Source organism: Streptomyces sp. NBC_00647 (assembly GCF_045207245.1).
Taxonomy (GTDB): domain Bacteria; phylum Actinomycetota; class Actinomycetes; order Streptomycetales; family Streptomycetaceae; genus Streptomyces.
Map to the genome: position 1 here is coordinate 7,067,937 of NZ_CP109040.1, position 18,358 is coordinate 7,086,294.

General features: G+C 70.8%; 16 protein-coding genes. 11 read left to right on the plus strand and 5 right to left on the minus strand.

The genetic code is table 11. The features are described 5' to 3' along the window. Window positions 1-51 precede the first annotated feature (51 nt). A complete protein-coding gene (locus OG788_RS31215) occupies window positions 52-978 on the plus strand; it encodes a proline dehydrogenase family protein (RefSeq protein ID WP_351541749.1) in 927 nt (308 codons plus the stop codon). A 39-nt stretch (window positions 979-1,017) separates the two neighbouring features. After that, entirely contained in the window at window positions 1,018-2,649 is a 1,632-nt protein-coding gene (gene pruA / locus OG788_RS31220) for an L-glutamate gamma-semialdehyde dehydrogenase (RefSeq protein WP_351541748.1), read from the plus strand. Between the two features lie 115 nt (window positions 2,650-2,764). On the opposite strand, the gene OG788_RS31225 is transcribed toward pruA, so the two are convergent. Next, window positions 2,765-2,971, minus strand: coding sequence for a DUF5988 family protein (locus OG788_RS31225; RefSeq protein WP_351541747.1), 207 nt, complete (start codon window positions 2,969-2,971; stop codon window positions 2,765-2,767). A gap of 52 nt (window positions 2,972-3,023) precedes the next feature. Then, a complete protein-coding gene (locus OG788_RS31230) occupies window positions 3,024-3,929 on the minus strand; it encodes an alpha/beta fold hydrolase (RefSeq protein WP_406374615.1) in 906 nt (301 codons plus the stop codon). A 175-nt stretch (window positions 3,930-4,104) separates the two neighbouring features. Here OG788_RS31230 and OG788_RS31235 point away from each other — a divergent pair, with 175 nt between their 5' ends. Further along, a complete protein-coding gene (locus OG788_RS31235) occupies window positions 4,105-4,647 on the plus strand; it encodes a GNAT family N-acetyltransferase (RefSeq protein WP_351541745.1) in 543 nt (180 codons plus the stop codon). A gap of 139 nt (window positions 4,648-4,786) precedes the next feature. Here the strand turns inward: OG788_RS31235 and OG788_RS31240 are convergent, their stop codons facing one another. Further along, entirely contained in the window at window positions 4,787-5,701 is a 915-nt protein-coding gene (locus tag OG788_RS31240) for a LysR family transcriptional regulator (RefSeq protein WP_406374616.1), read from the minus strand. A 124-nt stretch (window positions 5,702-5,825) separates the two neighbouring features. On the opposite strand from OG788_RS31240, the gene OG788_RS31245 reads away from it, so the two are divergent. Both OG788_RS31245 and OG788_RS31250 read left to right on the plus strand, forming a co-directional pair. Next, a complete protein-coding gene (locus OG788_RS31245; RefSeq protein WP_406374617.1) occupies window positions 5,826-7,259 on the plus strand; it encodes an MFS transporter in 1,434 nt (477 codons plus the stop codon). A gap of 204 nt (window positions 7,260-7,463) precedes the next feature. Continuing rightward, entirely contained in the window at window positions 7,464-7,595 is a 132-nt protein-coding gene (locus tag OG788_RS31250) for a hypothetical protein (protein WP_103550476.1), read from the plus strand. A gap of 96 nt (window positions 7,596-7,691) precedes the next feature. On the opposite strand, the gene OG788_RS31255 is transcribed toward OG788_RS31250, so the two are convergent. Next, window positions 7,692-9,305, minus strand: coding sequence for a purple acid phosphatase family protein (locus tag OG788_RS31255; protein ID WP_406374618.1), 1,614 nt, complete (start codon window positions 9,303-9,305; stop codon window positions 7,692-7,694). A gap of 142 nt (window positions 9,306-9,447) precedes the next feature. Between OG788_RS31255 and OG788_RS31260 the strand changes: the two genes are divergently transcribed. The 4 genes from OG788_RS31260 to OG788_RS31275 all read left to right on the plus strand — a co-directional run bounded on the left by OG788_RS31260 (window position 9,448) and on the right by OG788_RS31275 (window position 14,428). Next, window positions 9,448-10,491: a 3-isopropylmalate dehydrogenase gene (locus OG788_RS31260; protein WP_406374619.1), complete on the plus strand. Its 1,044-nt coding sequence runs from the start codon at window positions 9,448-9,450 to the stop codon at window positions 10,489-10,491. Window positions 10,492-10,757: 266 nt separating this feature from the next. Next, a complete protein-coding gene (locus OG788_RS31265; RefSeq protein ID WP_351541740.1) occupies window positions 10,758-11,846 on the plus strand; it encodes a branched-chain amino acid aminotransferase in 1,089 nt (362 codons plus the stop codon). A gap of 155 nt (window positions 11,847-12,001) precedes the next feature. Continuing rightward, window positions 12,002-13,072: a hypothetical protein gene (locus tag OG788_RS31270; protein ID WP_406374620.1), complete on the plus strand. Its 1,071-nt coding sequence runs from the start codon at window positions 12,002-12,004 to the stop codon at window positions 13,070-13,072. A gap of 45 nt (window positions 13,073-13,117) precedes the next feature. Continuing rightward, complete coding sequence (locus tag OG788_RS31275) at window positions 13,118-14,428, plus strand: KamA family radical SAM protein (RefSeq protein WP_406374621.1); 1,311 nt, start codon at window positions 13,118-13,120, stop codon at window positions 14,426-14,428. On the opposite strand, the gene OG788_RS31280 is transcribed toward OG788_RS31275, so the two are convergent. Next, on the minus strand, window positions 14,375-15,808 hold the full coding sequence (locus tag OG788_RS31280) for a cytosine permease (RefSeq protein WP_406374622.1): 1,434 nt from the start codon (window positions 15,806-15,808) through the stop codon (window positions 14,375-14,377). The two genes, OG788_RS31275 and OG788_RS31280, sit on opposite strands and share 54 nt — an antisense overlap. A 165-nt stretch (window positions 15,809-15,973) precedes the next feature. Here OG788_RS31280 and ureA point away from each other — a divergent pair, with 165 nt between their 5' ends. Both ureA and OG788_RS31290 read left to right on the plus strand, forming a co-directional pair. After that, window positions 15,974-16,663, plus strand: coding sequence for an urease subunit gamma (ureA, locus tag OG788_RS31285; RefSeq protein ID WP_351541736.1), 690 nt, complete (start codon window positions 15,974-15,976; stop codon window positions 16,661-16,663). Further along, the gene (locus tag OG788_RS31290; RefSeq protein ID WP_406374623.1) at window positions 16,660-18,336 is read left to right on the plus strand and encodes an urease subunit alpha; all 1,677 of its coding nucleotides are present in this window, start codon (window positions 16,660-16,662) and stop codon (window positions 18,334-18,336) included. The genes ureA and OG788_RS31290 overlap by 4 nt, the downstream gene beginning before the upstream one ends. Window positions 18,337-18,358: the final 22 nt, after the last annotated feature.

The window sequence follows — 18,358 nt, forward strand, 5'->3', positions numbered from 1 at the left end:
CCCGAATCGTCGGGATTCGGCCTCCTGCTGGCTTCGTTGTGGAGGTGCCCCGTGCTGGGTCCCGTGATTCTCGCCGCCTCGCGCAGCGACAAGATGCGCCGTCTGATCTCGGCGGCCCCGGTGACCAAGCCGGTCGTCGACCGGTTCATCCCCGGTGAGACCGTCGACCAGGTCGTCCCGATCATCCAGGACCTCACGGGCAAGGGCCTGGAAGTCACGATGGACGTCGTCGGCGAGGACATCACGACCCCCGAGCAGTCGTACGCGGCCCGTGACGCGTATCTGGAACTCATCGAGCGGCTGAAGCAGCTGGACCTCGGCACCAAGGCCGAGATGTCGATCAAGCTGTCGATGTTCGGACAGGCGCTGGAGGGTGGCCATGAGCTGGCCCTCGCGAACGTCCGCCCGGTCGTCGAGGCCGCCGCCGCCATCGGTACCACCGTCACGCTGGACGCCGAGGACCACACCACGCTCGACTCGATGTTCGCCATCCACGAGGAGCTGCGGAAGGACTTCCCGCAGACCGGCTGTGTGATCCAGGCCTACCTCTTCCGCACCGAGGCCGACGCCCGCCGCCTCGCCGAGAGCGGCAGCCGCGTCCGTCTGGTGAAGGGCGCCTACAAGGAGCCCGCCGAGGTCGCGTACCAGCAGAAGGCCGAGACCGACAAGGCGTACGTCCGCATCCTGAAGATCCTGATGGAGGGCGAGGGGTACCCGATGATCGGGTCCCACGACCCGCGCCTGATCTCCATCGCCCAGGAGCTCGCCCGCACAGCCGGGCGCAAACTGGACGAGTACGAGTTCCAGATGCTCTACGGCATCCGCAGCGACGAGCACCTGCGGCTCGCCGCCGAGGGCCACCGCATGCGCGTCTACACCGCGTACGGCACCGACTGGTACGGCTACTTCATGCGTCGCCTGGCGGAGAAGCCGGCCAACCTGCTCTTCTTCGCCCGCTCGATCCTCACCAAGGGCTGAGACCGAACCACCCGCTCGACTCAAGGAGTTACGGAAAAAATGGACGCTGTGACCCAGGTCCCCACCCCCGTCAACGAGCCGGTGCACGGCTACGCCCCCGGCTCGGCCGAGCGTGTCCGCCTCGAGGCCAAGCTCAAGGAGCTGGCCGAGAACCCGATCGACCTGCCGATGACCATCGGCGGCGAGCGGCGCATGGGCGGCGGCGACCGTTTCGACGTCGTGCAGCCGCACAACCACAAGGCGCGCATCGGCACCTACGCCAACGCCACGCAGGCGGACGCCCAGGACGCCGTCGACGCGGCCCTCGCCGCCGCTCCCGCCTGGCGCGCGATGGCCTTCGACGACCGCGCCGCGATCATTCTGCGCGCCGCCGAGCTGCTGGCCGGTCCCTGGCGCGAGACGCTGGCCGCCTCCACCATGCTCGGCCAGTCGAAGACCGCCCAGCAGGCCGAGATCGACACCCCCTGCGAGCTCGTCGACTTCTGGCGCTTCAACGTCCACTACGCCCGCCAGATCCTCGCCGAGCAGCCGCCGGCGAACTCCCCGGGCGTGTGGAACCGGATGGACCACCGTCCGCTGGAGGGCTTCGTCTACGCGATCACGCCCTTCAACTTCACGGCGATCGCGGGCAACCTGCCCACCGCTCCGGCGCTCATGGGCAACGTCGTCGTGTGGAAGCCGTCCCCGACGCAGACCCACGCCGCCGTGCTGCTGATGCAGCTCCTGGAGGAGGCGGGCCTGCCCAAGGGCGTCATCAACCTCGTCACCGGTGACGGCATCGAGGTCTCCAAGGTCGCCCTGGAGCACCGCGACCTCGCCGGCATCCACTTCACCGGCTCGACCAAGACCTTCCAGTACCTGTGGAAGACGGTCGGCAACAACATCGAGAAGTACCGCTCCTACCCGCGTCTGGTCGGCGAGACCGGCGGCAAGGACTTCGTGGTCGCCCACCCGTCGGCCGACCGCGCGGTCCTCAAGACCGCCCTGACCCGCGGTTCCTTCGAGTACCAGGGCCAGAAGTGCTCGGCGAGCTCCCGCGCCTACATCCCGGCCTCCATCTGGAACTCCGGTTTCAAGGAGGAGTTCGCGGCCGAGGTCGACTACCTGACCATGGGTGACGTCACCGACCTGTCGAACTTCATCGGCGCGGTCATCGACGAGCGGTCCTTCGCCAAGAACAAGGCGGCCATCGACCGCGCGAAGGCCGACCCGACCTGCACGATCGTCGCGGGCGGCTCGTACGACGACTCCGTCGGCTACTTCGTGCGCCCGACCGTCGTCGAGTGCTCGGACCCGGAGAACGAGGTCTTCACGACCGAGTACTTCGGCCCCTTCCTCGCCGTGCACGTCTACGAGGACGACAAGTACGACGAGATGCTGACCCAGATGGAGTCGGCATCCGACTACGCGCTCACCGGCGCGGTCATCTCCGGCGACCGCGCGGCGGCCGCGTACACGATGGAGAAGCTCCGCTACGCGGCGGGCAACTTCTACATCAACGACAAGTCGACCGGCGCCGTCGTCGGCCAGCAGCCCTTCGGCGGCGGCCGTGCCTCCGGCACCAACGACAAGGCGGGCGCCCCGCAGAACCTGATGCGCTGGACGCTGACCCGCGCCATCAAGGAGACGCTGGTTCCGCCGACCGACTACGGCTACCCGCACATGGGCTGACAGCCGAACGCGGCCGCCGGCCCCCGGGCCGGCCGCCCGTCACCCACTCCGCCCCCGCCCCACGGTCTCCCCCGTCCGTGGAGCGGGGGCGGTTCCAGTTCCCGGCCCCGCGGAGCTATCCGGGCAACTCCGTCCGCTCCCACCACTCGTACACGGGCAGCCTGCCCTCCGGCGAGTCCGCGTGACGCGGGGTCGGCCTGAAGTGTTCGTATCCACCGCGCAACTCGATCTTCACGTCCGATCCGGGGTCCGGGGCCGGGACGATCCGTTCGGGCAGATCGTCCGGGCCGCCCTCAAGCAGTGCTCTGGTCGTGTCGTTCATGCCGTCACCGTTTCCCGTTGCCGGAGCCCGATGTGGCATGCCGCGCCGAGGATCAGCCGTGCGGGTGATGCGCTTCGCGGCCGTCGGCCGTCGCGCCGCGGTCGAGGAAGTCCCGGACGAGGGCCGCGATCTGGTCCGCGTGCGTCTCCAGGGCGAAGTGCCCCGTGGGGAGCAGATGGATCTCCGCGTCCGGGAGGTCGCGGCGGAAGGCGAGCGCGCCTTCCGGGACGAAGATCTCGTCGCCGCCTCCCCAGACGGCCAGGAGCGGGACCTGGCTGGTGCGGAAGTACTCCTGGAACGCCGGGTAGAGCGCGAAGTTGGAGCCGTAGTCGCCGATCAGGTCGAGCTGGATCTCCGGCTGGCCGGGGCGGGCCATCAGGGCCGCGTCGTGCTCGTAGGCGTCGGGGCTGACCAGCGTCGGGTCCGGCACGCCGGTCAGGTACTGCCACTGGATGCCGTCCGGGCCGCTGATGGCGCGGACCGGCGCCTCGGTCTCGGGTGTGCGCTCCGCGATCAGTGCAAGGACCGGAGCCCAGGCGTCCGCGCCCAGCCCCTCCTCGTACGCGTTGCCGTTCTGCGTGATGATCGCGGTCACCCGATCGGGGTGCGCGAGCGCGAGGCGCAGACCGATCGGGGCGCCGTAGTCCTGGATGTAGAGCGCGTATTCCTTGAGGCCGAGCTGCTCGGTGAACTCTTCGGTGATCTCGGCCAGCCGGTCGAAGGAGTACGGGAAGTCGGCGGCCGCGGGGGCGTCCGAGCGGCCGAAGCCGAGGTGGTCGGGGGCGACCAGGTGGTAGCGGTCGGCGAGCAGCGGCAGCAGGTCCCGGAACATGTGCGAGCTGCTCGGGAAGCCGTGCAGGAGGAGCAGGACGGGCGCGTCCGAGGGGCCGGCCTCGCGGTAGGCGATCCGGTGGCCGCGGACGGTGGTGGTGCGGTGGTGGACCGGGTGGCTGCTCATGATCGGATCCCCTAACCCCTGAAAGTGTCTTTGGCGGTGAAGGCAGTCCATCATGTGGCTTCCTAACCGGTCAAGTAGTTTTTAAGGGTTAGGCGTCGGTGTGCGGTTGCCGTCGCCCCCGGGGCGGCGCGGTGAGAGGGCTGGGATTCCTGGCCCCCGTGTGAATACTGGCCGGATGGCCACCCGACTGCGGACCGCCCACACCGCGGACCTCGCCCCCGCCGAACTCCGCGCCGCCCGTGCCCTGTTGGAGGACGCCTTCGACGGGGACTTCAGGGACGAGGACTGGGACCACGGACTCGGCGGAATGCACGTCCTGGTGCATGACGGCCGGGGCCTCGCGGCGCACGGCTCGGTGATCCAGCGGCGCGTCCTGCACCGCGGCCGCTCGCTGCGCGTCGGATACGTGGAGGCGGTCGGCGTTCGCGCGGACGTGCGGCGCACAGGGCTCGGCGGGCGCGTGATGGCGGAGGTGGAACGGATCATCGAGAGCGCCTACGGGCTCGGCGCGCTCTCCGCGAGCGAGGACGGGGCCGCCCTGTACGCGGTCCGGGGCTGGCAGCTCTGGCCCGGCCGCGTCTGCGTCCTGGCCCCGGACGGTGTCGTCCGCCTCCCCGAGGAGGAGGGCATCACCTTCGTCCGTCCCGGCGCGGCCGTGGGCCCCCTCGACCCGGAGCACGAGCTGGTCTTCGACTGGCGGGACGGCGACGTGCTCTGACCGGAGCGGGTGCCGGCGGAGCGCCTGTCGTACCGGCCGGTCCACCTCGGTCGCTTCACCGCGGCCGGTCCACCGGGGTCCGTCGGCGCCGCGGTGGACCGGCGCCGCCGTGGGTCGGCCGCGGCACGCCGCGCCCCGGTCAGCCGGTCGCGGGGGACCCGTCCACGGCGGGGCCGGTCTCCCCGGCCACGCGGGTGAGTGCCCCACGGAGCCACCGGTGCGCCGGATCGGTGTCCAGCCGCACGTGCCACGCCTGCGCCGACACGACCTCCGGCAGGTCCAGCGGAATCTCCAGGACCACGAGCGGCATCGCCCGGCACGCCTCGGTCGCGACCTCCGAGGGGACCAGGGCCAGTGCGTCGGTGCGCAGGGCGAAGAAGCAGGCCGCGCCGTAGGTGGGGGCGGTGGCCAGGACGTCGCGGCTCAGGCCGAGTTCGGCGAGACGTTCGTCCACCACGCTGCGCGTGCGGCCGCGCCGGGTGACCGTGATGTGGGGCAGTGCGGCGAAGCGGGCGGCGGTCAACGGGCCCTGGGCGAACGGGGCGTCGGCGCGCGCGACGGCCACGTACCGGTGAACCCTGAGGGCGGCGCTGCGCACGTCGTGCGGCAGTTCCTCCGGCAACTCGCCCACGTCCAGGTCGACATGGGTGCGCAGGTCCGCCGGGTCCTCGTCGCCCTCCGGCAGCAGCCGCAGTCGCACGCCGGGTGCCTCCCGCGCCGCCAGTTCCAGCAGCGGGGCACCCAGGGACATCGCGACCCCGTCGTTCGTGCGGATCCTGAACTCCCTCCGCAGGGTCGCGAGTTCGATGTCGCGGGGCGGGTGGAGGGCGGCCACGGCGGCCGCGAGCGCCGCCTGTACCCCGGGCTGCATCTCCCGCGCGCGGGGCGTGAGGGTCAGGCCCCGGCCCGACGGGACGAGGAGCGGGTCGCCGACGACCCGGCGCAGCCGGCCCAGGGTGCGGCTCATCGCCGAGGGGGACACGCTCAGTTCGGCCGCCGCGCCCGCGACGCCGCCCGCGCGCAGAAGGGCGTCGAGAGCGGGGAGCAGGTTCATGTCCGGGAGGGGGGACGCCCCGTCCCGCGCGGGAGGAGCTGGGCGTGAATGCTGCATGGGGCGCAATGCTACGTGAAGCAATCGGACCTTGTGTGCAGGAGTGGTCCACCCCGAATCTGGATCCATGATGGATTCGCGTCAGCGCGGCACCGCGCTGCTGGTCGCGGGCTGCTTCTTCATGGAGATGCTGGACGGCACGATCGTGTCGACGGCCGCCCCGCAGATAGCCGCCGACCTGCACACCACACCCGCCTCGGTCGGCCTGGTCGTGACGGCCTACCTCGTCACCCTCGCCGTCCTCGTCCCTCTCTCCGGCTGGCTCACCGCCCGCTTCGGTCCGCGCCGCGTCCTCCTCGCCGCGATCACGGTCTTCACCCTCGCCTCGCTGGCCTGCGCCCTCGCGCCCGGCCTCGGCGTCCTCGTCGTGACCCGGGTCCTCCAGGGCGCGGGCGGCGCGATGATGGTGCCGGTCGGCCGGCTCGTCGTGGTCGCCGGGATCGACAAGCGGGATCTCCCGCGCGCGGTCGCCTACATCGTGTGGCCGGGCCTCGCCGCCCCGGTCGTCGCGCCGCTGCTCGGCGGCGTGATCACCACGTACGCCTCCTGGCACTGGATCTTCCTCCTGAACGTGCCGCTCGGGGTGCTCGCCCTGCTCGTCGCCCGCCGGCTCATCGCGCCGGGCACGCCGGGCGGAGCGCCGCCGCTCGACGTGCCCGGCATGCTGCTCACCTGCGTCGGTCTCGCCGCCCTGACCTGGACCGCGCATCTGGTGTCCGCAGACCGGAGCGGCCCGGCGGAGACGGCCGTGGCCGGTGCCGTCGCGGTCGTGGCCCTGGCGGCGGCCGTACGCCATCTGCTGCGCACCGCACATCCGCTGGTCAACCTGCGCACCCTGGACGTCCCGTCCTTCCGGGCCGCGGCGCTCGACGGCTCCCTCTACATGGCGGTCGTCTCCGCCCTCCCCTTCCTGCTGCCCCTGCTCTTCCAGGAGGTCTTCGGGTGGAGTGCGGTGAAGTCGGGCGCCGTGATCCTGTTCGTCTTCGTGGGCAACATCGGCATCAAGCCGGCGACGACGTATCTGATCAACCGGTTCGGATTCCGGCCGCTGCTCGTCGTCTCGACCCTGGGGCTCGCCGTGACCACCGCGGGCTGCGCGCTGTTCACGGCGGCGACGCCGGTCGCGGTGATCGGGGTCGTCGTGGCCGTCGGCGGTGTCGCCCGTTCGGTCGGACTCAGCGGCTACGCGACGATCGCGTTCAGCGAGACGGGGGAGGAGCGGCTGCGCGACGCGAACGCCCTCTTCGCGACCTCGCACCAACTGGCCGCGGGGCTCGGGATCGCGATCGCCACCGTCGCGCTGCGCGGGGGCGAGGCCCTGACGGGCGGAGCGCGGCCGCCGTACGCCGTCGCGTTCGTGGTGCTGGGCGCGCTGTGCCTGCTGCCGACGGTGGGAGCCCTGCGGCTGCACCCCGGGGCGGGTGACGCCGTCCGGACCGTCGTCCCTGGTCGGAGCGGTGTGACGCAATCCGCCGTCTCAGATAGTAGGAAGTCCGAGTAATTGTGGAGACAGATGCCCGGTCCTCGCCTAGTTTTGTAGGAGCCGAACGTCTCGCTCGACCAAGCGAATGGCGGTCGTGAGCCGGAGCCCCTGGCAGGCAACCCCTGCGGCACCGCTCCCCGCCCCTTCCGGCGTCTCGTAAATCCCTCACCGCACTTCCGGCCGCCCGTGTGGGCTTCGCCGGAGGCAAGGAGTCGATTCATCATGGCCGAGACGACCGTCCGCCGAGTCCGTCACCTCTCCCGTACGAGCAGCGAGTCCGACCGCAAGAACGCCGCCGCGGCGCTCCAGCGTGCCCTGGACCGCAGGGACAACGGCGGCGCGACGGGCCACTGAGGCCCGCCGCCCCTTCCGACCGGGAGCCGCACCCGCAGGGGTGCGGCGCGGGGTCACGCCCCGCGCCGCACCTCGACGTGCTGAGTCGCGCCGCGCTCAGCTCCCGCGCCGCACCTCGAAGTGGTCGATGCGCTCGCCGCTCTGTGCGAGCGCCGACACCTTGAGCCGGGGCGAGGAGCCGGCCTCCGCCTCCACCGAGAGGAAGGAGAAGCCGGTGTACCGCACCCGCGACCACTCCACGGTGTCCGCCTTCTGCCGCTGCGACTTCGTCCAGTGGAAGGTCTCGACGGACTCGCGGCGCGTGACCTTCCCCTCGAAGCTGTCCTTGACCCCGGCGGGGAACCGGTAGAGGCTCTTGCCCGCCCCGCCCGCCGTGACGTACACGATCCCGTCCCGGGTCGGATCGGTCGAGGCGCCCACCGGCACCTGCTTGCCCACCCTGCCGCCCTTGATGGCGTCGGTGCGCTCGTACACATGGTTGTGTCCGTTGATCACCAGGTCCACCTGGTGCTTGGCGAACAGCGGGACCCAGGCGTCGCGCACACCCCCGTCGGAGGCGTGCGTCGACGTCGAGTAGGCGCAGTGGTGGAAGAAGACGACGATGAAGTCGACCTGTCCGCGCAGCTCCCCGAGCCGCTTGTCGAGCCAGGCCGTCTGCCTGCCGCCCGAGTAGCCCTTGTTGGCGGGGATCTCGTACGACACGTCGTTGGCGTCCAGCGCGACGACGCCGACGTTGCCGTAGACGAAGGAGTAGACGCCCGGCGCGTGCGCGGAGTCGAAGCCGTTGCCGGGGAGCGTCCAGCGGGCGGACTGGCCGCCGTAGCCGTTCGGCGAGTACCAGGCCTCCATGTCGTGGTTGCCGGTCGTCACCATCCACGGCACCGACTTCGCGACGGTCTCGGTCTGCTTGAGGAACAGGTCCCACGCGCCCGGGTCGTAGATGTCCGAGTCCTCGCCGTGCCCGGTCCCGTCCGCATAGCAGATGTCGCCCGCGTGCAGGTGGAAGGCCGGGCCGCGGCCGAGGAGCACCTTGTCGTTGGCGAGCGCGTCGGGCGTGACGCCCTGGTCGCCGAAGGCGGTGAACACGAACTTCTCGGGGTGCGCGGGCGCCGTGCGGAAGCGGCCGATCGTGGAGTGCCGCGCCTTGCTCGCCGGGTCGAAGCCCTCGTGGCCGACGCCGTAGTAGTACGTCGTCCCGGGGCGCAGCCGGTCGAGGGCCGCGTGCACGTAGTACTGGTCCAGCGCCATCCGCTGTCCGGCGACTCCCGGTGTGCGCAGGTGGCGGACCTCGGCCTCGATCCTGCGGCTCAGCGACCAGGGCGTCGGGCCCACCCGGATGAACGGCTTCCTGACCGCGAACGGCACCTGCCAGGAGACCCGCATCTGGGTCTTCGGATCCGCGCCGAAGGCGAGGTGGCGGCCGAACGGCGTGACGGCGGAGCCGGACACGCGGCCGGTGGCCGGGTGCGGCGACGAGCCGGCCGCCGTCCGTGCGGGGGCCTCGGTGCCCGAGGCGCAGCCGGTCAGCAGCCCGCCGCCCGCGAAGGCGCCCGTGAAGGCGCTCGCCGCCACGAGCGCGCGGCGCCGTGTGAACTTCGTCCGCAGGTATTCGTACTGCTCGGCCATGCTCATGTCGCGTGCGAGCTCGAGCGGAATGCCGACGTCGGGGACGGGGAGTCCGGGGGGAGTCCCCCTGGAGGCAGCGGTCATGTCTGGAAACTTCCCAGCGTGCGCCGACAGCCGTCGTACGTACGGGTGAACATGGGTCGAAGGGTAGGAGTTCTCCGGCACCGACTTGTCCGTATGGCGGACATAGCGTGTCATCCCATGGGACAAGGAGTACGGTGCCGACATGTCTCGCAGCATCGATCTCGCAGTGATCCCCGGTGACGGCATCGGCCAGGAAGTCGTGGCCCAGGGGCTCAAAGTCCTCTCCGGCGTCCTTCCGCAGGACGTGAAGCTGGAGACCAAGGAATTCGACTTCGGCGCCCGGCGCTACCACGCCACCGGTGAGACCCTCACCGACGCCGACCTCGACGCCCTGAAGCCGCACGACGCCATCCTGCTCGGTGCGATCGGTGACCCCTCGGTCCCGTCGGGCGTTCTGGAGCGCGGCTTCCTGCTCAAGCTCCGCTTCGCGTTCGACCACCACGTCAACCTGCGTCCCTCGAAGCTCCTCCCGGGTGTCGAGACCCCGCTCGCCGGTCAGCCCGAGATCGACTTCGTGGTGGTCCGTGAGGGCACCGAGGGTCCGTACACCGGCAACGGCGGCACCATCCGCAAGGGCACTCCGCACGAGGTCGCCACCGAGGTCTCCGTCAACACGGCGTTCGGTGTCGAGCGTGTCGTCCGTGACGCCTTCGCCCGTGCGCAGGCCCGTCCGCGCAAGAAGCTGACGCTGGTCCACAAGAACAACGTGCTGACCTTCGCGGGCCACCTCTGGACCAACGTCTTCAACAAGGTGGCCGAGGAGTTCCCCGAGGTCACCACCGACTACATCCACGTGGACGCGGCGACGATCTACCTCGTCACGCAGCCCGAGCGCTTCGACGTGATCGTCACCGACAACCTCTTCGGCGACATCATCACCGACCTCGCCGCGGCCGTCTCCGGCGGCATCGGCGTCGCCGCCTCCGGCAACATCAACCCGAGCGGCGAGTTCCCCTCGATGTTCGAGCCCGTGCACGGCTCGGCGCCCGACATCGCGGGCCAGGGCAAGGCCGACCCCAGCGCCACGGTCCTGTCCGTCGCCCTTCTGCTGCGTCACCTCGGTTACGAGGCAGAGGCCGCCCGCATCGAGGACGCGGTGTCCGCAGATCTCGCCGAGCGGGTCGGCAAGCCCGCCCGCAGCACCGAGGAAATCGGCGACGCGCTGGCCCTGCGAGTAGCCGGCTGACCCGCCGCTCCGCCTACGTTCCGTAGCAGCCGCCGGGTCGCATCCGCACCCGGCGGCTTTTGCTATGCCCTCGCCGGGTGCCACCATCAACCCCTGGGCAATCCCCTGGGCCGTATTCACACCGTTTCGTCCACGGTCCTCCGCGCGCGATAATCGAACGCGGAGCCGCGGAATGAGGGAATGCTCGGACGTCCTATCACTGGCCACTGGCAGTGCGGGCGTGAGCGCGGCCCGTCACATACAACCGGTGAAGGACAAAACCACTCATGACGCAGCCCACGATCGAGCTCAAGCCGTCCGCCAGCCCGCTCTCCGCCGCCGAGCGCGAGGCGATCCTGGTCAACCCCGGGTTCGGCCGGCACTTCACCGATCACATGGTGACCATCAAGTGGACGGAGGGCCGCGGCTGGCACGACGGCCAGCTCGTTCCGTACGGCCCGCTCTCCCTCGACCCGGCGAACATGACCCTGCACTACGCGCAGGAGATCTTCGAGGGACTCAAGGCCTACCGCCGGCCCGACGGCTCCGTCGCCACCTTCCGGCCCGACAAGAACGCCAAGCGCTTCCAGGCCTCCGCCCGCCGGCTCGGCATGCCCGAGCTGCCGGTGGAGACCTTCATCGAGGCCTGTGACGCGCTGGTCCGCCAGGACCGCGACTGGGTCCCCGCGCACGGCGGCGAGGAGTCCCTCTACCTGCGCCCCTTCATGATCGCGACCGAGGTCGGCCTCGGCGTGAAGCCCGCCAACGAGTACCTCTTCCTCGTCATCGCCTCGCCCGCAGGTGCCTACTTCGCGGGCGGCGTGAAGCCGGTGTCGATCTGGCTCTCCGAGGACCGCGTCCGCGCCGTTCCCGGTGGCATGGGCGACGCCAAGACGGGCGGCAACTACGCCGCCTCGCTCCTCGCCCAGAAGGAGGCCGCCGCCAAGGGCTGCGACCAGGTCTGCTACCTCGACGCGGTCGAGCACAAGTGGATCGAGGAACTCGGCGGCATGAACCTGTACTTCGTGTACGGCGACAGGATCGTCACCCCGTCCCTCACCGGCTCCATCCTGGAGGGCGTCACCCGCGACTCCCTGCTGACCGTCGCCCGCGACCTCGGCTACACCGCCGAGGAGGGCCGCGTCTCCATCGACCAGTGGCAGACCGACGCCGAGAACGGCACCCTCACCGAGGTCTTCGCCTGCGGCACGGCCGCCGTCATCACCCCCGTCGGCACGGTCAAGCGCACCGGCACCGAGTGGCGGCAGTCCGGCGGCGAGCCCGGCGAGGTCACCCTCCGACTCCGTGAGGCCCTGCTCGACATCCAGCGCGGCATCACCGAGGACAAGCACGGCTGGATGCACCCGCTGGGCTAGCACACCGACGCGTGGCCGGTCCTCCTCTTGCCAACTGGCGTGCGGGGACCGGCTGTTCGTTCGACGCGTAGCGCTTCCGTGACACGGGTATCCACTGATTCCACGGGGGGAGCGTGTCCTCCTGTGTGCCCGCACGGGTCACGGAGGGAGCGCAGGTGAGCGCAAGGTCGCCGCTGTCACGGCCGCGCTGGCTGGTGCGTACCCTGCGCACCCCACGCCGTCCGCAGAGCCTCACGGTCCTCGCGCTGCTCGCCGCCGTCGCAGCGCTGCTGCTCTGGAGCAGCTCGCGGATGGACAACTACGAGGAGAATCTCGCCCTCAACCTCGGCACCGACATCGTCGGCGTCGTCGTCACCGTCTTCGTGATCGGCCCGCTGATCAGCCGCGCCCAGGAGGGCCGGGTCCGCGAACACACCCGGCTGGACTACGAGTGGTTCAGCGCGCAGGTCTACGGCTCGACCTCGAACGTCAAGGTCCTCGACACCTTCTCCAGCGTCTTCGGCCCGCAGTTCTCCGAGCGTCTGTTCCGGGGCATCAAGGCGGCCACCGCGCACGGTGCCCGCGTGCAGATCCTGCTCCTGGAGCCCGACTCCCTGGCGGTCATCCTGCGCGGCCGTGAACTGGGCGAACGGAGCGCCGACATCCGCCGCGACATCATGCGCAACCTGCGCACCCTGGACCGGTTCGCGCGCAGGCTCGACGAGGACTGCCGTCAGCTCCTCGAAGTACGCCTGTGCTCCACGTCCCCCGGAGTGACCCTCTACCGCTGGGACGACCGCTCCCTGGTCTCCTTCCTCACCGTCGGCCGCCTCTCCGGCGAAGGCGTCCAGCTCGAAGTCGCCGTCCGTTCCCCGCTCGGTGTCTTCGTCGAACAGCGCTTCGACGAGCTGTGGCAGCAGAGCAAGCCGATGGAACGGTTCACCCATCTGCCGGTGACCCTGGTCGACGCGACCGACGGGCGCCGGGAGTTCAGCTGCCGCTTCGTCCTCGTGGACGACTGCCTGTACGTCGCCGGGCACGACCTCGTCTCGTACATGGCACGCCATCGGTTGGATCAACTGTCCGCGCACAGTGAGGCCTTGAGCGCGCCCGGAGCGCACGAACTGGTCGTGGTGGACGACGAAAGTGAGCTGCACGGGCTGCTCATCCAGCACTTCGCGGAGAAGTACGATGCGTCGGCGACCGCTTTCGTCGAATTGCGGCCGCCGGCTCTCGTCACGGAATAGAGGCCCTGGCACCCGATGAGTTCAGCGCTCCACCCGGCTCCGGACGTGAGCCCCCGATCCGCGCACACGGGCCCTCGCTTCCGTGCCTTCACACCCCGTGACCTGGACGGCCTGCTCCAGCGCGTGTCACTGGCGCCCGCCGAGCGGCTCGCCCTGCGGGCGGTGGCGGCCGTCCTGCCGTTCCGAACGAACAGCTTCGTGGTCGACGAGTTGATCGACTGGTCGGCCGTGCCCGAGGACCCGATCTTCCGCCTGACGTTCCCGCAGGCCGGGATGCTGCCCGAGCCCGACCTCAAGCAGATGGCGGACCTGCTCGCCCAGGAGGCTCCGAAGGCCGACGTCCTGCGCGCGGCCCACGAGATCCGGATGAGGCTCAACCCGCATCCCTCCGGCCAGCTCGACGCCAACGTCCCCGTGCACGAGGGCCTGCGCCTGACCGGTCTCCAGCACAAGTACCCGGAGACGGTGCTGATCTTCCCGCGCCAGGGGCAGAGCTGCCACGCCTACTGCACGTACTGCTTCCGCTGGCCCCAGTTCGTCGGCGAGTCCGACCTGCGCATCGCCACCGACGACATCGCCACCACGTCCGCCTATCTGCGCGCCCACCCCGAGGTCACGAGCGCGCTCATCACCGGCGGCGACCCGATGGTGATGAGCACCGAGGTGCTGCGCCGGTACGTCGAACCGCTCCTGGAGATCGACACGATCCGCTCGATCCGGATCGGCACCAAGGCGCTGGCCTTCTGGCCGTACCGCTTCCTCACCGACCGCGACGCCGACGAGCTGCTGCGTCTGCTGGAGAAGGTGGTGGCGAGCGGCCGTCACCTCGCGCTGATGGCCCACTTCACGCATCCCCAGGAACTGCGGCCCCCGGCCGTGCGCGCGGCGATGAGCCGGGTGCGCGACACGGGTGCCGTGATCCGCTGTCAGGGGCCGCTGGTCAAGGGGATCAACGACAGCGCCGGGGCGTGGGCCGAGCTGTGGAACGAGACGACGGCGCTGGGGGCGGTGCCCTACTACCAGTTCGTGGAGCGGGACACCGGCCCGCAGGGCTACTTCGGGGTGCCGCTCGCCCGCGGCCACCAGATCTTCCGTGACGCCTACGCCCAGGTGTCCGGGCTCGCGCGGACCGTGCGCGGCCCGGTCATGTCGGCGATGCCGGGCAAGGTCTGCGTGGACGGGACGGCGGAGGTGGCCGGCCAGAAGGTCTTCGTGCTCCACCTCATCCAGGCCCGCGATCCGGACCTGGTGGGCCGCCCGTTCTTCGCCGAGTACGACGAGCGCGCCACCTGGTTCAGCGACCTAAAGCCCGCTTTCGGCGCGAGCCGTTTCCTGCCCGGTCTCGATCCCGTCTGACGCCTGCTCGGGTGAGAGCGCCAGGTACACGATGCCGCCGACCAGCCCCGACAGGACGAAACTGCAGTCCACCCCGCCCGTGAGGGACAGCAGCGGCCCCTCGTACGACGGCAGGGAGACGGCCAGGAGACCGACGAGAGCGCCGAGGGCCCAGGCCGCCGTGGCCCGGAGGTTCCAGCCGGCCCGGTACCAGTAGATCCCGCCGTGGGAGCGGCGGTTGAAGACCTGGAGGGCGTCGGGGTCGTAGACGCCGCGGCAGCGGACGAAGCCGATCAGCGTGATGACCGCCCACGGGGTGCCGATCGCGGTCAGCAGCAGGACGAAGGACGTCATCGCGGACTGGGCGTTCCAGGCGTAGTGGCCGACGAACACGCAGAGCATGGCGACGACGGCGACCGCGCAGGTGGCGCGGGCGCGCGAGGCGCGGGGCAGGATCGCGTCGAGGTCGAGGCCCATCGAGTAGAGCATCAGACCGGCGTTGCCCACCGAGCCCGCTGAGGCGGCCAGCAGCAGCGGGACCAGGTACCAGGCGGGGGACGCGGACACCAGCGGGCCCGCGTAGTCCAGGGCCGCGTGGGCCGCGTACGCCGTGAAGGTGCCGAAGAGCTGGGGGACCAGCAGACCGGCGATCAGACCGAGCCAGGTGGCGTGCAGGACCGTAGGGGAGGAATGGCGGGCGGGGGAGATGTAGCGCGTGTAGTCGCCGAGCAGCGTGATGAACGCGATCGGGCCCGACAGACCGGCCGCCACCGCGGCGAGCAGCCAGGTCGGCCAGAACGAGCCGAGCAGATAGCCGCCGGCCTCCGGGAGCGCCGCGGTGGTGAAGTGCGGGGCGTACGCGATCACGCCGACCACCAGCAGGGCCGTCATGCCGACCGCGAGGGCGCGGGACATGGCGAGCAGCACACGGTAGCCGTAGACGGCGCCCGCGACGGTGGCGGCGGCCAGCAGCGCGTACACGACGGCGTACGACAGTCCGCTCGCCTCCAGTCCGAAGAGGCGGCCGAGGACGCTCACCATCACGTCCCCGCCGATCCACACGGTCAGCGCGGTGTAGCCGAGCGCGAGAAGCAGACCGACGACCGAGCCGACCAGCCGTCCCCGTACGCCGAACTGCGCGCCGGAGGAGGTGGAGAGGTTCGTGCCCGTCCGCAGGGACACCAGGGCCAGCGGCGCGGTGAGCGCGGTGCCGACGACCGTGCCTGCCACGATCGCGCTGACCGAGGACCACCAGTCGAGTCCGAAGGAGGGCGGCAGCCAGCCGAAGATGATCACTCCGAGGCACAGGTTGGAGCCGAGCAGGATCGACACCAGGTCGCGCGGTCCGCTGGTGCGTTCCTCGTCGGGGATGGTGTCGACTCCGCGCTGTTCGATCGGCATGGCTGGTCTCCTTTGACGGCCGCCTGGCAGTGGTGCGGGAAGCACCAGGTGTTAGAGCGACGTTCAATGTGGCGTCTCCGACGGTTGCCCGTCAATGTTTCCCATCCATGAATCCGGCGTTTAGAGTGATGCTCTAAACGGAGGAAGGCGAGGAGGTGTCGTGGCGTGAGACTGACCCCAACGGAGCGTGACCGACTGCTGCTGTTCTCGGCCGCCGAGCTGGCCCGGGCCCGCAAGGCGCGCGGACTGCGGCTCAACGTGCCGGAGGCCACCGCCCTGATCGCGGACACCGTCTGCGAGGCCGCCCGCGACGGCAGGCGGCTGGCGGAGGCCATCGAGGCCGCCCGGTCCGTCCTCGGCCCCGACGACGTCCTGCCCGGCGTCGCGGACGTCGTCACCGAGGTGCACGTCGAGGCCGTCTTCGACGACGGCTCCCGGCTCGCGGTCGTCTCCGGCCCCATCGGCGGCGGACTCGGCGACCGGGCCCCGGGCGCGCTGCTGCCGGCGCCCGCGCACACCGAGCCCGCGGCGGTTCTGCGGCTGACGGTCACCAACACCGCGACCGTGCCCGTCTCCGTGACCTCCCACTTCCACTTCTTCGAGGCCAACCCGCGGCTCGACTTCGACCGTGCCGCCGTCTACGGGATGCGGCTAGCCGTGCCCGCGGGGTCCTCCGTCCGCTTCGGTCCCGGCGAGAGTGCCGAGGTCGGATTCGTGCCGATCGGGGGCGAACGGATCGCGATCGGCTTCGCCGGTCTGGTCGACGGCCCCCTGGACGCGCCCGGAGCCAAGGAAGAGGCCCTGCGCAGGGCCGCCGCCTGCGGATACCTCGGAACCGAAGGAGCCGGCCGATGAGCATCGACCCCCATGCCTACGCCGCCACCCACGGTCCCCGGGCCGGCGACCGGGTCCGGCTCGGCGACTCCGGGTTGACCATCCGTGTCGAGTCCGACGCCCAGCTCCCCGGCGACGAGTTCCTCGCCGGATTCGGCAAGACCGCCCGCGACGGACTGCACCTCAAGGCCGCCGCCGTCCGGGACACCTGCGACGTCGTGATCAGCAACGTGGTGGTGATCGACGCCGTCCAGGGCATCCGCAAGGTGTCCATCGGCATCCGCGAGGGCCGGATCTGCTCGATCGGGCGGGCCGGCAACCCCGACACCCTCGACGGCGTCGACGTCGTGGTCGGCACCGGCACCTCCATCGTCTCCGGCGAGGGACTCATCGCCACCGCCGGAGCCGTCGACACCCACGTCCACCTGCTCTCGCCGCGCATCATGGAAGCCTCGCTCGCCTCCGGTGTCACCACGATCATCGGCCAGGAGTTCGGGCCGGTGTGGGGCGTCGGCGTCAACTCGCCCTGGGCGCTGCGGCACGCCTTCGGCGCCTTCGACGCCTGGCCCGTCAACATCGGCTTCCTGGGCCGGGGTTCGTCCTCCGACGGCGCACCGCTGATCGAGGCGCTCGCCGAGGGCGGCGCGAGCGGCTTCAAGGTGCACGAGGACATGGGCGCCCACACCCGCGCGCTCGACACCGCGCTGCGCGTCGCCGAGGAGCACGACGTCCAAGTGGCCCTGCACAGCGACGGGCTGAACGAGTGTCTGTCCGTCGAGGACACCCTCAGAGTGCTCGAAGGGCGCACCATCCACGCCTTCCACATCGAGGGCTGCGGCGGCGGACACGTGCCCAACGTCCTGAAGATGGCGGGCGTCCCGAACGTCATCGGCTCGTCCACCAACCCGACCCTGCCCTTCGGCCGGGACGCGGTCGCCGAGCACTACGGCATGATCGTCTCCGTCCACGACCTGAAGACCGACCTGCCCGGCGACGCCGCCATGGCCCGCGACCGCATCCGCTCCGGGACCATGGGCGCCGAGGACGTGCTGCACGACCTGGGCGCGATCGGCATCACCTCCTCGGACGCCCAGGGCATGGGCCGCGCCGGGGAGACGGTGCGCCGGACCTTCGCCATGGCCGGGAAGATGAAGGCCCAGTTCGGCGCCCCCGAGGACCACGACAACGAACGCGTCCTGCGCTACATGGCCAAGCTGACGATCAACCCGGCCATCGCGCACGGGCTTTCCCACGAGGTCGGCTCCATCGAGACCGGCAAGCTCGCCGACATCGTGCTGTGGCGCCCCGAGTACTTCGGCGCCAAGCCGCAGCTCGTGCTGAAGTCCGGCTTCCCGGCGTACGGCGTCGTCGGCGACCCCAACGCCGCCACCGACACCTGTGAACCCCTGCTCCTCGGGCCGCAGTTCGGGGCGCACGGCGCGACCCCCGCCGAGATCTCGGTGGCCTTCGTCGCGCAGGCCGCGCTCGACCAGGGCAACGACACCATGCCGACCCGCCGCCGCCGCGTCGCGGTCCGCGGCACCCGCGGCATCGGCCCCGCCGACCTGCGCCTCAACTCCCGTACCGGAGCGGTCGACGTGGACCAGCGCACCGGTCTGGTCACCCTCGACGGCGACCCGCTGCGCTCCGAACCCGCCGACTCGGTCTCCCTCAACCGTCTGTACTTCCTGTAATCGACACAGCCTGAAAGGATCA

Coding starts and splice junctions, on each gene's coding strand:
- pruA (WP_351541748.1), top strand. CDS start 1,018: ATGGACGCTGTGACCCAGGTCCCCACCCCCGTCAACGAGCCGGTGCAC.
- OG788_RS31225 (WP_351541747.1), bottom strand. CDS start 2,971: ATGAACGACACGACCAGAGCACTGCTTGAGGGCGGCCCGGACGATCTG.
- OG788_RS31230 (WP_406374615.1), bottom strand. CDS start 3,929: ATGAGCAGCCACCCGGTCCACCACCGCACCACCACCGTCCGCGGCCAC.
- OG788_RS31235 (WP_351541745.1), top strand. CDS start 4,105: ATGGCCACCCGACTGCGGACCGCCCACACCGCGGACCTCGCCCCCGCC.
- OG788_RS31240 (WP_406374616.1), bottom strand. CDS start 5,701: ATGAACCTGCTCCCCGCTCTCGACGCCCTTCTGCGCGCGGGCGGCGTC.
- OG788_RS31245 (WP_406374617.1), top strand. CDS start 5,826: ATGATGGATTCGCGTCAGCGCGGCACCGCGCTGCTGGTCGCGGGCTGC.
- OG788_RS31250 (WP_103550476.1), top strand. CDS start 7,464: ATGGCCGAGACGACCGTCCGCCGAGTCCGTCACCTCTCCCGTACGAGC.
- OG788_RS31255 (WP_406374618.1), bottom strand. CDS start 9,305: ATGACCGCTGCCTCCAGGGGGACTCCCCCCGGACTCCCCGTCCCCGAC.
- OG788_RS31260 (WP_406374619.1), top strand. CDS start 9,448: ATGTCTCGCAGCATCGATCTCGCAGTGATCCCCGGTGACGGCATCGGC.
- OG788_RS31265 (WP_351541740.1), top strand. CDS start 10,758: ATGACGCAGCCCACGATCGAGCTCAAGCCGTCCGCCAGCCCGCTCTCC.
- OG788_RS31280 (WP_406374622.1), bottom strand. CDS start 15,808: ATGCCGATCGAACAGCGCGGAGTCGACACCATCCCCGACGAGGAACGC.
- OG788_RS31290 (WP_406374623.1), top strand. CDS start 16,660: ATGAGCATCGACCCCCATGCCTACGCCGCCACCCACGGTCCCCGGGCC.